This is a genomic window from Nonomuraea cavernae, assembly GCF_040655715.1.
Taxonomy (GTDB): domain Bacteria; phylum Actinomycetota; class Actinomycetes; order Streptosporangiales; family Streptosporangiaceae; genus Nonomuraea; species Nonomuraea cavernae_A.
This window is the reverse complement of record NZ_JBFAKL010000027.1, coordinates 89,016-101,790: the sequence shown is the minus strand read 5'-3', so window position 1 is coordinate 101,790 and position 12,775 is coordinate 89,016. Positions and strand designations below refer to the sequence as shown.

Below are 12,775 nucleotides of genomic sequence, written 5' to 3'. Positions count from 1 at the left end.
ACGCCCGACCGTACGGGGCGGGGGAGTGCGTCAGGAGCAGAAGTCGGCGATGGTGGCGGTGAGGATGCCGGTCAGGCGGTGCAGGGAGGCGAGGTCGGCCCACTCCGCGGCGGCGTGAGCTCCTCCGCCGTCGACGCCGATGAGCAGGCACGGGATGCCTGCCTGGTCCAGCAGGGCGCAATCGGTCCAGAAGGGTTCGGCGCGGATCACGGGCGGGCGGCCGAGCGCCCGCTCGGCGTGGTGGAGCACGGTCCGCACGATCGGCGCCTCCCGATCGGCCTCGAACGGTTCCCGGTGCAGGCCGCGGTGCAGGCGATAGCGGAAGCCGGAGACCGTGGCGGCGAGCCGGTCCAGGATCGCGGTCAGCTCCGCGTGGACGCTGTCGGCGCTCTCACCGGGCACGGTGCGTCGCTCCAGGGTGATCCGGCACAGCGCCGGATAGGTCGAGGCCTCCTCCCCGCCCCGGATGATCGAGGCGTGCACGGTGCCGGTGCCGAGCAGCGGATGCGCCTCACCCCTGGCCAGGTGTTCGCCATGCTCCTCCAGGGCGACCAGGAAGTGACCGGCCTTGGCGATGGCGTCGACGCCCAGCTCGAGCCGTGACCCGTGGGCGGCCCGGCCCTCGATCTCCACCTCGAACCAGGCGAACCCCTTGTGCGCCAGTGTCACCTCGAGGTCGCTCGGCTCCGTGACGATGGCGGCGTCGGCGGTGAACGTCTCCAGCACCTCCTCCGTGCCGGCGCTGGCGTACTCCTCGTCGGCGACGCAGGCCACGAGTACGTCGCCACGCAGCGTGCCGCCCTCAGCGGCGCGGGCAGCGGCGATCATCATGGCCGACAGGCCGCTCTTCATGTCGTACGCGCCCCGGCCGTGGAGCCTGCCGTCGCGGATCACCGGTTGGAGCGGGTCACCGTCGTAACCGGCCAGGCCGACGGTGTCCAGATGGCCGTTCAGCATCAGCGAACGGCCGTCACCCGTGCCGCGCGCGACCGCGACGAGCGAGGGGCGTCCCGGCCGCTTCTCCAGCCGGTGCACCTCGAACCCGCGCGCGGCCAGCCACTCGCCGCAGAAGCCGGCGATCGCCGCCTCACCCGCCCCGCCGGGCACCAGATCGGGGTTGACGGAGTCGATGGCGACCAAGCGGGCGAGCAGCTCGACCGGATCGTCCGGACGCTCGGAGTTCATCGGGAACCTCCGAGGAGACCCCCGCCTTCAGGCGGGGGAGGAATCGGAACCCTGCGGAGCAGGGCAGGGGCAGGCGATTCGCCGTCAGGCGGACCGCCGTCAAAACGCCGCACGACACCGCACGGTTCGGTAGTGTGTTCGACGGTGGCGACACCCAAGCCACCGGATGAACGATCGGAAACACCCTCGCCGCAGGGCTTGCGGAGAGGCGAAACGCCTGTGGAGCCGGTGTAAGACCTCAACGAGAGTCCTCTCTCGGGCGGGCGACCGGCGGTGAAGCAGGAAGCCCAACCGGCGACGGTTGGAATCCCGGCCCTTCAGAGCCGGGAGGATGTCAAACGTCATCTCCCTGGGTGTGGGGGTTGGCGGCGGCGCCCTCGGTGCTCAGCAGGACCACGGTCGACGCCGGCCCGACACCCAGCGCGGGCCGGCGTTCACCGGCCGCGTCACCGGTCAGGGCGGCGCGTACGCCCGCTAGGGACGCGGCGCCGCACGGCCCGGAGGAGACGCCGAGCGCGGCGAGGTCGCGGGCCGCGCGGGCGCTGTCGGCGTCGGTCACGGTGATCGCCGCATCCAGGCCGCCGAGCAGGTACGGCCAGGCCAGGCCGGACGGCGTGCCGCAGTTCAGGCCGGCCATGGAGGTGGGCCGGGTCGTCACGCTCACCGGCCGCCGCTCGGTGAGACTCGCCAGGACGCACGCCGCCACGTCGGGCTCCACGGCCAGCAGCGCCGCCGGGCGCCCTCGGTGGTCGTGCCGCGTCGCGCCGTTCGTGCGGTCCTGCCATGCCGTCCCGTTCGAGGCGTCCGGGCTGGCGCGATAGTGCGTCACGGCGGCCTGCGCGAGAGACCCCACCCCCACCGGTACGGCGACCAGTCCCGGAGGGTCGGCGCCCGCGGCGCTCAGCTGCGCGTCGACCTCGGCGAACAGCGTCGAGTACCCCTCAACGATCCAGCCGGGCACCTCTTCGTAGCCGGGCCAGGACGTGTCCTGGACCAGCACCGCCCCCGGTTCGGCCGCGGCTGAGGCGGCCCGGCGTACGGCCTCGTCGTAGCTACCGGCGACCACGGTGACCCGCGCCCCCTCGTCGGAGATGGCGTCCACGGCGGCCGGATGCACGCCCTCGGCGACGAACACGTGGGCTCGCTGCCCCGACAGCCGTGCCATCCGGGCCACGGCCCGGCCGTGGTTGCCGTCGGTCGCGGTGACCAGCAGCACGGGTGCGGACCCCGGCGCCCGCCGCGACAGGATGCGGTGAACCGCCCACGACGCGCCCAGCGCCTTGAAGGCGGGCAGCCCCAGCCGGGACGACTCGTCCTTGACGAACACCCGCCCCACCCCCAGCTCCGAGGCGAGGGCCGGCGACTCGGTCAGCGGCGTGGGGGCGTAGCCGTCGAGCGAGGCGTGGAACTCCCGCACCTCGGCGGGGACGGGAACGCAGGTCCAGGTTCGGGCGGAAGGTCTCGCAAACCACTGATCGGTGGAAAGGCTCACGAAGAACCATGCTTCCGGCTCCGCCTATGATCGGTCCAGCGAATGTTTCCGAACGATAATCGTCATGAAAGCCGACCGATGTTCGATCTGCACCGGCTTCGCCTGCTGCGCGAGCTGAAGCACCGGGGCACCCTCGCGGCGGTCGCCGCCGCCCTGTCCTACAGCCCGTCCTCCGTCTCCCAGCAGCTCTCGCTGCTCGAAACCGAGGTCGGGGTGCCGCTGCTGGAGCCCGTGGGCCGGCGGGTCCGGCTGACCGAGCAGGCCGAGATCCTCGTCGCCCACACCGAGGCAGTGCTCGAACGCCTCGAACAGGCCGAATCCGACATCGCCACCTCGCTCACCGACCTCACCGGCACGCTCCGCGTCGCGGCCTTCCAGACCGCGCCCTCGCCCTGGTGCCGACCGCGCTGACCCTGCTCCGCGACGCCCACCCTCGGTTGCGTGTGCACCTCACCCAGGCCGAACCCGAGAGGGCACTGCCCGCGCTGCTGGCCCGCGACTTCGACCTGGTCATCGGCGAGGAGTATCCGGGCGACCCCAACCCGCTGCCCGACGCTCTGGAGGCCGAGGATCTGTGCGACGACCCGCTCCGGCTCGCCGTGCCCGCCGGGCCGGACCTCGCCGGTCTTTCCGCGCTGGCGGGCCATCCGTTCGCCATGGAGCCCCCGGACACGGCCGCGGGCCGATGGGCGATGACGCTGTGCCGCGGCGCGGGGTTCGAGCCCGACGTCCAATTCGAGTCTACCGATCTGCTGCTGCACGTGCGGCTCGTCGAGCAGGGGCACGCCGCCGCCCTGCTGCCCGATCTGGTGTGGAACGGCCGGCCGCCCACCGTCCCCCTGCGCCCGCTGCCGGGCGGCCGACGGGCGCGCCGCCTCTTCACCGCCGTACGCCGTGGCCGCAGCCGCCACCCGGCCATCGAGGCCTGCCGCCGAGCCCTCCGCCAGGCGACCAGGCCGCCCTCGTGAGAAACGATTCGTCGCGGCGGCCGGCCCTCGTCCGCGCTTCCTCCAAGGTCCCTGTGAAGCGGGTCTCTGGGTCTTTGCCGCCACTGCGTCCCGGGGGATCGTGGGCCGCATGAGATCAGCGATCCTCAAGACCGCGCTCTGCGCGCTGCTCGTCACTCTCATCGGCATGCCCGCGCGGGCCGCCACGCTGCCTGACACGTTCGCGCTGCCGGGCGGATTCCAGCCGGAGGGGATAGCGATCGGTCCCGGTCCCGTCGCCTACTTCGGGTCGCGCGGCACCGGCGACATCTACCGGGCCGACCTGCGCACCGGTAAGGGAGCCGTCTTCAGCCAGGGGCCGGGCACTCCCTCGCTCGGGCTCAAGACCGACGACCGGGGACGGCTGTTCGTGGCCGGAGGCACCGGCGGCAACGCCCGGGTGATCGACACCCGCACCGGCGCGGTGCTCACGTCGTACGCGCTGGCGACCGCGCCCACGTTCGTCAACGACGTGATCCTGACCCGGGACGCCGCCTGGTTCACCGACTCGGCCAGCCCCGTCCTCTACAAGCTGCCCCTCGGCCGCAAGGGGGCGCTGCCCGCCGAGGCGGTCAAGATCCCGCTCAGCGGCGCCATCCAGTACGCCACCGGCACCAACGCCAACGGCATCGTGGCGAGCCCCGACCGCAGGTCGCTCATCATCGTGCAGTCCAACACCGGCAAGCTGTTCGAGGTCGATCCGGCCACCGGAGTCACCACGGAGGTCGACCTGGGCGGCGAGGTGCTCAGCAACGGCGACGGCCTGCTGCTGGACGGCCGGACCCTGTACGCGGTGCAGAACCGGCTCAACACGGTCGCGGTGATCAAGCTCAGCCTGGACGGCTCCTCCGGACGGGTCGTCGACCGGCTGACCGACCCGCGCTTCGACGTGCCCACCACGGTCGCCGCCTTCGGCGACCGCCTCTACCTGCCCAACGCCCGCTTCACCACCCCGCCCACCCCGGACACGACCTACGACGTGGTCGCCATCCGGCCCGGACGCTGACGCGCCTCGCGCGGGCCGTCAGGACAGGCGGAACTCGTGCTCGACGATCTGGTTGTCGGCGGGGGTCACCGTCGTCGTGACCTCCACGGCGCGGCCGGCGGCGGTCCTGCCGACGTGGAAGATGTCGAGCACGCTGCGCTCCGGACTGATCTCCAGGGCGATGGCCTCGGCCTCGCTGGGGGGCCGGACCATGAGGCGCTCGATGGCCGCCACCTGCTTGAATCCAAGGTCGGCGAGGGCCGACTTGATGCCGCCGACGAGGACGGCGGACGGGTCTTCCAGGGTGCTGCCGCCGGCGATCTCCAGGGGGATCCAGGAGGCGTTGAGCCGGACCGGGATGCGGGAGGCGAGCAGTCTGCGGCGGCGCACCAGGCAGTTGACCCGGCCGTGTGACAGTCCGAGAACCTCGGCGATGTGCTCGGGAGGCTTGGTGCGTTCGGTGGTGATCTCGTGCTGGGGTTCGAGGCCGAGGGCCCGGATCTCGGCGTCGAAGGCGCCGCGGGCCTCCTGGCCCTCGCGTTTCTCACGGGGATAGCGGGCGGGCGAGTGTAACAACGGGGGGAGCCAGGTGACCATCGTGCCCCGGCCCTGCCTGGCGGTCACCTTGCCTTCGGCGGCGAGGAGCTGCAGGGCCCGGTTGACCAGACTCCGCGACACCCCGAAGCGTTGCGCCAGCTCGGGCTCGGGCGGCAGCAGGGTTCCCGGCGGATGCCGCCCGTCAACGATGTCTTGACGTAGGTGGTAGGCGATCTGGCGGAAGTTCGGCTTGCCGAGCTGGTCCATCACACTCCCTGTCTCTCCTCGGCCGTCGCGGGGGAAACATGGATGCCGAGGCCTCTTGACTTGGCGTGTTCGCGCGATCACTCTATGAAACGCCAAACGTTTGATGTTCGGCCGGCAACGAATTCAGGGGTTCTGGTCAACCCCGCAACCAAGGAGCCTGATGCCATGAGCGTCGCGACGCACCCCGTCCCATGGGGAGTCACCAGGGTGACGGCGTTCGACCCGTCCGCCCCCGTGGACGTGCCGCACGTCGAGCTGGACCCGGTGTCCCAGACCGGCCGATACTTCGACCCGGCCGGCCGGCCGATCGAGGCGGGCAGGCACGGGAGCGGCCAGGTGACCAGCAGACCCACCAAGACGGCCGCGTCCGACGGCCAGAAGCGCACCAGGGACGACGACAGCACCCTCGACTACGCCAGCGACTGACCGGTGACCGACGCTCCCGTCCTGGTCGTCACCAGTGTCGACGACGCCACGGCCGACCCGGTCACTCAGCGGTTGTTCGAGCGGGGGGTGCCCGTGACGCGTCTCGATCCGGCCGACTTCCTCGGTGCCGCGGCCGGGATGTCGGCCAGGTTCGGCAGCCACGGGATGTCCGGCCGGGTCCGCACCGCGAGCCGGGAGGTGCAGCTGCGCGGGGTGCGGGCGGCGTGGTGGCGCCGTCCCACCCCCTACCGGGAGCGCGCCGGAGGGCAGGAGCGGATCGCCAGGTTCGCCGTGAACGAGGCCGGCCTCGGGTTCGGCGGCGTGCTGGCCGCCCTGCCCGACTGCCTCTGGGTCAACCATCCGTGGTGCAATCACGCCGCCGAGCACAAGCCCGCCCAGCTCGGCACCGCGGCGGCGTGCGGCTTCACCGTGCCAGAGACGCTGATCACCAACGAGGCGGACGAGGCGCGGGCCTTCGCCGACAAATTCGCGCCGGTCGTCTACAAACCGCTCCGGCACGCCGTGCTGCCGGCCGCCGACGGCCGCGACGGGATGATCTGGGTCGGCCCGGTCGCCTCCACGTCGCTCGACGACTCGGTGGCGGGCACGGCCCACATGTTCCAGGCCCAGGTGAACAAGGTCGCCGACGTGCGGGTCACGGTCGTCGGCCGGCGGGTCTTCGCCGTGCGCATCGACGGCGGGCCCCTCGACTGGCGGGCCGACTACGACGCGCTCGTCTACACCCGGATTCCCTGCCCGGCCGAGGTCGGACGGGCCATCCATCGCTACATGGCGAGCTTCGGGTTGTTGTTCGGAGCGTTCGACTTCGCCCTCACCGCCGCCGGTGAGTGGGTGTTCCTGGAGTGCAATCCCAACGGGCAATGGGCCTGGATCGCCGAGCAGGTGGACGCGGTCGCCGACGCCCTGGCCGACCTCCTGGAGAAAGGGCGTACCTGACCGGCCTTCCGAGGCGCGCCTGACCGGCTTCCTGGAAGCGGGGCGGCGGTCCTGATCGGCGAAGACGCTGCGCGGTGGTCTCGCCGGTCAGGGGCGCAGGGCGGCGAGTTGCTGCTCGAACGGTATGACATCCTCGAACGGCTCCGGCGGGTCCTGGACGGGGTGCCGGTGTGCCAGCAGATCGGCCAGCTCGCCGGCGGCGCGGGCGATGCGGTCCGACAGGACGCCGGTGGAGGCGTCACCGTCTCCGCCCCAGTCTTCGGAGGCCGCGTAGACGGCGGTGGGCGTCACGATGGCGCGCAGGTAGGCGAAGAGCGGGCGCATCGCGTGCTCCAGCGCGAGCGAGTGGCGGGCGGTGCCTCCCGTCGCGGCGATCAGCACCGGTCTGCCCACCAGCGCGTCGCTGCCGATGACGTCGAAGAACGACTTGAACAGGCCGCTGTAGGAGGCGGTGAAGATCGGCGTGACCGCGATGAGGCCATCGGCCGAGGTCACCGCGTCGATCGCGTCCCGCAGCCGGGCGGCGGCGAACCCGGTCACGAAGGTGTTGGCGATGTCGCCGGCCAGGTCACGCAGCTCGATCACGCGTACCTCGACGGCGCCGCCAGCCTCCTCGATCCGCCGCGTGGTCGCCTCCGCGAGCCGGTCGGCGAGCAGGCGGGTCGAGGACGGCTGGGTCAGGCCAGCCGTGACGACGACGAGGTTCATGCGTTCTCCTTCTGGTCGGTACGGGGTCAGCCGGCGGCGCGCTCGGAGGGGCGGGCGGCCAGCAGGGAGGCGTGGGTCGGGGCGCCCGGCACCTCGGCGGGCCGGCCGGCGGCGAACTCCCTGCGCAGCACGGGCACGACCTCCTCGCCGAGGATGTCGAGCTGCTCCAGCACGGTCTTCAGCGGCAGCCCGGCGTGGTCCATCAGGAACAACTGGCGCTGGTAGTCGCCGAACGACTCGCGGAACATCAGCGTCCGGTCGATGACCTGCTGCGGGCTGCCGACCGTGAGCGGCGTCTGCTCGGTGAACTCCTCCAGCGACGGGCCGTGACCGTAGACCGGGGCGTTGTCGAAGTAGGGGCGGAACTCGCGGACCGCGTCCTGGGAGTTCTCGCGCATGAACACCTGACCGCCGAGCCCGACGATGGCCTGCTCGGGCGTGCCGTGGCCGTAGTGGGCGTAGCGCTGGCGGTAGAGGGTGATCAGGCGGATGAAGTGCTCCTTGGGCCAGAAGATGTTGTTGGCGAAGAAGCCGTCGCCGTAGTAGGCGGCCTGCTCGGCGATCTCGGGGCTGCGGATGGAGCCGTGCCACACGAACGGTGGCACCCCGTCGAGCGGGCGCGGCGTGGAGGTGAAGCCCTGCAACGGGGTGCGGAAGCGGCCCTTCCAGTCGACGACGTCCTCGCGCCACAGCTGGTGCAGCAGCGCGTAGTTCTCGATGGCCAGCGGGATGCCCTGCCGGATGTCCTGGCCGAACCAGGGGTAGACGGGGCCGGTGTTGCCGCGTCCGAGCATGAGGTCCGCCCGGCCGTCGGCCAGGTGCTGCAGCATCGCGTAGTCTTCGGCGATCTTCACGGGGTCGTTGGTGGTGATCAGCGTCGTGGCCGTGGAGAGGATGAGGCGCTCGGTCCTGGCGGCGATGTAGCCGAGCATGGTGGTGGGGGAGGAGGGCACGAACGGCGGGTTGTGGTGCTCGCCGGTCGCGAAGACGTCGAGCCCGACCTCCTCCGCCTTGAGCGCGATGGTCACCATGGCCTTGATGCGCTCATGCTCGGTCGGCGTCCTGCCGGTGGTGGGGTCCATGGTCACGTCGCCCACGCTGAAGATCCCGAACTGCACTATAGTCACCACCTTTGACTGTTGAACTTTTGACAATCAGCTCAGCGCGGTAGCGCGCCCGGTTATTCCACAATCATGCTGTGCTCTCACGCCTCCTCGCGCCCTGGCGCCGTCCCACACCCACCGGCCCACTCCCGTCCTCCGCCGGCAGTTCGTCCCCGACACGGATCCTGGACTGGCGCCATCCTCGTGTGCTCGCCCTGGCGGCCGAAGCGGGCGCCACACTCGGCAAAGCCCACCGCCTGGTAGCCGCCCGGGTCCGTCCCGTCTACGGGCTCGACGAACGGCAACCCGCCTCGACGACGCTCGCTCTGGGCCGGGGCTCGTGCAGCCAGCGGCTCGCGGTCCTGGAGGCCGTGGCCCGCGCGGGCGGCATCCCGACGCGGGTCAGAGGGCTGCTGGTGGACGGCCGCTTCTGGCATCCGCGCTTTCCCCGGCTGCGGCCGCTGATCCCGGCGCGGGTCGTGCTGGCCTGGCCGGAGTTCCGTACGGAAGGGCGCTGGGTGCCGGTCTCCGAGATCTTCGGCGATCTCGGCTCGCTGTGCGACGGCGGCGCTTTCACCAACGACGGCGGAGAGACGTTGTTCGACGCCGTCGCCCGCACCGCGATCGATTGGGACGGCGCCACCTGCTCCACGTGCGACCTGTCCGGGCATGTGCTGGCCGATCTCGGCTACTTCGACGCCCGTGACGACCTGTTCGCGGCTTACGGGCAGACGGTCTGTTCGGTGGTGGCGGCCGGGGCGGGGGTGATGGTGCGGGTCAGAGGGCGTTGATGTCGGCCGGACCGAGGATGCGCTTGGGGGCGCCGCGTTCGGCGACGGTGATCATGGCTTTGCCGATCTGCTCCGTGGTGGTGACGGCCGAGGGGAGGAGCCGCCGCAGCACCGGGTAGAAGGGGACCGTCACCACGTAGGCCAGGCGGTACCACCTCGTCCTCGACGTGATGCCGTGCAGGGGCTGGATGTAGCCCGGGCGGAACATGTACGCCTCCAGCGGCAGGGCCAGCAGGGCGTTCTCGGTGGCGCCCTTGACCCGGGCCCACATGGTGCGCCCCCGCGCGTCGGTGCCCGCCCCTGACACGTAGACGAAGGTGGAGCCGGGGCTGAGCCGGGCCAGCGTGGTGCCGGCGGCCAGGGTGAAGTCGTAGGTGATCCGCCGGTAGTCCCGCTCGCTCATGCCGGTGGAGGAGACGCCGAGGCAGAAGAAGCAGGCGTCGTGGCCGGCCAGGTCGCCCTCGATCGGGCCGAGGTCGAGCAGGTCGGCGTGGGTGATCTCGCGCAGCTTGGGATGCGCCTGCCCGGTGGGCGCGCGCCCGACCGTCAGCACCACCTCGACCCGGTCGTCGGCCAGGCACTCGCGCAGCACGCCCTGGCCGACCATGCCGGTCGCGCCGAAAATGATCACCTTCATGCCGCTCCGTTCCTGGCGCCATGCTAGGCGGCCAGGCCGCGTCAGCGGCGCACCGGGCCCTCGGCCGGTGCGTGGTCCTCGGCGCACGGTAGGTGGAGCGGCGGGCGCGGCAGGGCTTCACGCCTGGCGCGCTCCCCAGTCCAGCAGTGCCCTGGCCGTGTCGAAGCGGCGGCTGGAGACCGACTCCCCGAGCAGCACGCCGATCAGCAGGCGGCCGTCTCGCTCGCCGGCGAAGGCCAGGCTGTAGCCGGCGGCGCGGGTGAAGCCGGTCTTCAGGCCGAGGGCTCCGGGCTCGCCGAGCAGCTTGTTGGTGTTGGTCCAGGTATAGGAGCGGTGGTCGGCGGTCTGCTCCACCGTGTGGGCGCGGGTGGAGGTGATCTGCCTCAGCTGCGGGTTCTCCAGCGCCTTCGCGGCCAGCAGGGCCTGGTCCTTCGCCGTGGAGTAGCCGTCGCCGCCGGGCATGGGCAGGCCGTCGGCGTTGACGTACTCGGTGTCGGTCATGCCGAGGCGGCGGGCGGTGTCGTTCATCTCGGCCACGAACCCGGTGACGCCGGGACCGTAGGTGCGGGCCAGCGCGTGGGCGGCGTCGGCGCCCGAGGGCAGCATGAGGCCGTACAGGAGCTCCCCGACGGGGAGCCGGTCGCCGGCGCGCAGGTAGGCGCTGGTGCCGCCGCCGTTCACGGCGTAGCTGACGTCCTCGGGCTCGATCTCCACCATGTCCGTCGGCTTGGCGGACCGGAGCACGACATGGGCGGTCATCGTCTTGGTGAGGCTGGCGATCGGCATCCGGGCGTCGGCGTTCGTGCCGAGCAGTTCCTTGCCCGTGGCGGCGTCGAGCAGGTAGGCGGCGCGGCCATATACGGAGGGCGCGCTCGCGGCGGGCGCCTGCGCGGACGCCTGGGCGGCGGCGACCGTGGTCGCCGGGCCGGCGGGTTGCGCGTGGGCAGGCGTCGCGAACCCGGCGGCCACGGCGATGGCGCCGGCGCAGAGAGTCAGACGGGCTTTCCGGTTACGCATACGACACAGAATGCCGCGAAATTTTGGGTGCTTTTGAGTTAATTATCTACTTTGCGTGGTTTGACTATTGGAAGCTCCTTGGATGGCGGCGAATCCGGGTCAGGTAAATTTTTACTGCTCGGTCCTCATCAGAGTGGCCCGCGTGACCAGGGACCACGAATGGCGTACGTGCGGCCAGGCGGGTCCAGCTCGGCGGTGCTGCCCAGCTGGTTGGCGAACAGCGTGGAGCCGTCGGGGCTGAAACAGGCGCCCGCGAACTCACTGTCATCGGCGATGTTCACCGCCAGCTCGAACGGCTGCCCGCCGCGCGGGTCCAGGCCGATCAGCCGGTTGACGTTGGCCAGGCCCGGCGCCAGCGGATGCGGGTCGGCGTCGACCGAGGAGGCGTCGTCCTCGCACAGCACGATGCCGCCGCGCGGCGTGAAGGTGAGATTGTCGGGCGAGTCGAGCTCCTTGCGGCCCGGCGACTCGTACACCAGCACCAGCGTGCCCCCGCGCCCCCGGCCGGGCACGTAGCGCCAGACCTGGCCGTAGCCCTCCCGGTAGCCGTCGGCGCCGGGAGCGTCGCCGTTCTTGGCGTCGCCGCCGCTGGTCGAGTTGAAGAAGACGCTGCCGTCGCCGTACCAGCAGCCCTCCAGACGGTTGAACTTCGCGCCGCCCTTGGCCAGGCCCTGCTGGGTGCAGGTCGGCGCGCCGCCCTCCAGGTCGGGGTCCGGATCGTCGATCGTCACCCACTCGACCGGCAGCCGGGCGCCCGTCCGCTGGCCCTCACGGCAGTCGTAGCCGTCGACGCCCTTGATCTTGAGCATCTCCAGCACCCCGCCGGCCGCCAGGTTGCGCGGATCCCTGGGCCGGAACCGGTAGAACCCGTCGGGCTTGCCCGAGTCGTCCTCCGTCTCGTACACGTAGCCGGTGCGCGGGTCGACCGCGACGGCCTCGTGCGAGAAGCGGCCCATCGCGGTGAGCGGCATCGAGGCGGCCGGGCGGCCCGGCACCGGGCCGTTCAGCGGCACCTCGAAGATGTAGCCGTGCTTGCGCTGCCAGCCCTGGGCCGGCCCCACTGTCGTCTCCTCGCAGGTCAGCCAGCCGCGCTCGTGGAGCATCCGGCCGCCCGCGCAGTTGATGATCGTGCCGTTGAGGCTGACGAAGTGCCGCACCACCTCGCCGCTGCGCAGGTCCACCTCCAGCGTGGTGGTGCCGCCCACGCCCAGTTCGTCGTACCTCGCCGAACCGGGCACGTGCACCCGCCCCAGCGGCGAGCCCGGTGGCGTGCGCACCTCGTGGTTGCGGATCAGCCGCACGGTGTGGCGGCGGGTGCCGGGGAACGCGGCCATGCCGTCGTGCGCGATCGGCGTCGCCACCCCGTCGGACATCGGGGTCCCGGTCTTACCCAGCACCACGTACGAGAAGCCGGCGGGGAGCGCCAGCAGCTCCTCGCCGGTGTTGCGCGACGGCGTGCGGCGCAGCGGGCCGTAACCCACCTCGCGCGGATCCGGCGGGGTCCGGCCGGTCTCGGCCCAGGCGGCGTGCGCGCCCAGGGTGTCGATGGCGAGGCCGCTGGCCAGCGCGCCACCCGCGGTGGCGAGGCCCCGGCCGAGAAAGGTCCGGCGATCGAGCGCGCTCAACTGATTCTCCTCGGGACGGAGGACGACTCCAGGGGACACGGAGCGTCCCGCCAGCGTAG

14 protein-coding genes are annotated in these 12,775 nt (G+C 71.8%); 6 read left to right on the top strand and 8 right to left on the bottom strand.

What is annotated here, in order from left to right:
• Positions 1 to 30 precede the first annotated feature (30 nt).
• Positions 31 to 1,185, bottom strand: coding sequence for a M20/M25/M40 family metallo-hydrolase (locus AB0I38_RS31840; RefSeq protein ID WP_358488034.1), 1,155 nt, complete (start codon positions 1,183 to 1,185; stop codon positions 31 to 33).
• Positions 1,186 to 1,519: 334 nt separating this feature from the next.
• The gene (locus AB0I38_RS31835) at positions 1,520 to 2,677 is read right to left on the bottom strand and encodes a pyridoxal-phosphate dependent enzyme (protein WP_358488030.1); all 1,158 of its coding nucleotides are present in this window, start codon (positions 2,675 to 2,677) and stop codon (positions 1,520 to 1,522) included.
• A gap of 78 nt (positions 2,678 to 2,755) precedes the next feature.
• Here AB0I38_RS31835 and AB0I38_RS31830 point away from each other — a divergent pair, with 78 nt between their 5' ends.
• The 3 genes from AB0I38_RS31830 (at position 2,756) to AB0I38_RS31820 (ending at position 4,669) form a co-directional block, all read left to right on the top strand.
• The gene (locus tag AB0I38_RS31830) at positions 2,756 to 3,088 is read left to right on the top strand and encodes a LysR family transcriptional regulator (protein ID WP_358488027.1); all 333 of its coding nucleotides are present in this window, start codon (positions 2,756 to 2,758) and stop codon (positions 3,086 to 3,088) included.
• Positions 3,073 to 3,645, top strand: a complete 573-nt coding sequence (locus AB0I38_RS31825) for a LysR substrate-binding domain-containing protein (protein ID WP_358488024.1) — start codon at positions 3,073 to 3,075, stop codon at positions 3,643 to 3,645. Before AB0I38_RS31830 ends, AB0I38_RS31825 begins: the two co-directional genes overlap by 16 nt.
• Before the next feature lie 109 nt (positions 3,646 to 3,754).
• Complete coding sequence (locus AB0I38_RS31820; RefSeq protein ID WP_358488019.1) at positions 3,755 to 4,669, top strand: SMP-30/gluconolactonase/LRE family protein; 915 nt, start codon at positions 3,755 to 3,757, stop codon at positions 4,667 to 4,669.
• 18 nt (positions 4,670 to 4,687) lie between these two features.
• Here AB0I38_RS31820 and AB0I38_RS31815 read toward each other — a convergent pair whose 3' ends face one another.
• Entirely contained in the window at positions 4,688 to 5,452 is a 765-nt protein-coding gene (locus AB0I38_RS31815; protein ID WP_358488140.1) for a GntR family transcriptional regulator, read from the bottom strand.
• 165 nt (positions 5,453 to 5,617) lie between these two features.
• Here AB0I38_RS31815 and tgmA point away from each other — a divergent pair, with 165 nt between their 5' ends.
• Positions 5,618 to 5,878 carry a putative ATP-grasp-modified RiPP gene (tgmA, locus tag AB0I38_RS31810; protein WP_358488015.1) on the top strand — a complete coding sequence of 87 codons (261 nt, stop codon included), beginning with the start codon at positions 5,618 to 5,620 and terminating at the stop codon, positions 5,876 to 5,878.
• 3 nt (positions 5,879 to 5,881) lie between these two features.
• Positions 5,882 to 6,835 (top strand): ATP-grasp ribosomal peptide maturase, encoded by a 954-nt coding sequence (gene tgmB / locus AB0I38_RS31805; protein ID WP_358488011.1) that lies wholly within the window; start codon positions 5,882 to 5,884, stop codon positions 6,833 to 6,835.
• A gap of 87 nt (positions 6,836 to 6,922) precedes the next feature.
• Here tgmB and AB0I38_RS31800 read toward each other — a convergent pair whose 3' ends face one another.
• Both AB0I38_RS31800 and AB0I38_RS31795 read right to left on the bottom strand, forming a co-directional pair.
• Entirely contained in the window at positions 6,923 to 7,543 is a 621-nt protein-coding gene (locus AB0I38_RS31800) for an FMN reductase (protein WP_358488008.1), read from the bottom strand.
• A gap of 26 nt (positions 7,544 to 7,569) precedes the next feature.
• Positions 7,570 to 8,661 (bottom strand): LLM class flavin-dependent oxidoreductase, encoded by a 1,092-nt coding sequence (locus AB0I38_RS31795; RefSeq protein ID WP_358488004.1) that lies wholly within the window; start codon positions 8,659 to 8,661, stop codon positions 7,570 to 7,572.
• A gap of 191 nt (positions 8,662 to 8,852) precedes the next feature.
• On the opposite strand from AB0I38_RS31795, the gene AB0I38_RS31790 reads away from it, so the two are divergent.
• A complete protein-coding gene (locus tag AB0I38_RS31790) occupies positions 8,853 to 9,437 on the top strand; it encodes a transglutaminase domain-containing protein (protein ID WP_358487998.1) in 585 nt (194 codons plus the stop codon).
• Here the strand turns inward: AB0I38_RS31790 and AB0I38_RS31785 are convergent.
• From AB0I38_RS31785 to AB0I38_RS31775, 3 genes are all read right to left on the bottom strand, one after another.
• A complete protein-coding gene (locus tag AB0I38_RS31785; RefSeq protein ID WP_358487992.1) occupies positions 9,424 to 10,074 on the bottom strand; it encodes an NAD(P)H-binding protein in 651 nt (216 codons plus the stop codon). The genes AB0I38_RS31790 and AB0I38_RS31785 overlap by 14 nt on opposite strands.
• A gap of 117 nt (positions 10,075 to 10,191) precedes the next feature.
• Positions 10,192 to 11,091 carry a D-alanyl-D-alanine carboxypeptidase family protein gene (locus AB0I38_RS31780; protein WP_358487990.1) on the bottom strand — a complete coding sequence of 300 codons (900 nt, stop codon included), beginning with the start codon at positions 11,089 to 11,091 and terminating at the stop codon, positions 10,192 to 10,194.
• 128 nt (positions 11,092 to 11,219) lie between these two features.
• Entirely contained in the window at positions 11,220 to 12,716 is a 1,497-nt protein-coding gene (locus tag AB0I38_RS31775; protein WP_358487986.1) for a PhoX family protein, read from the bottom strand.
• Positions 12,717 to 12,775: the final 59 nt, after the last annotated feature.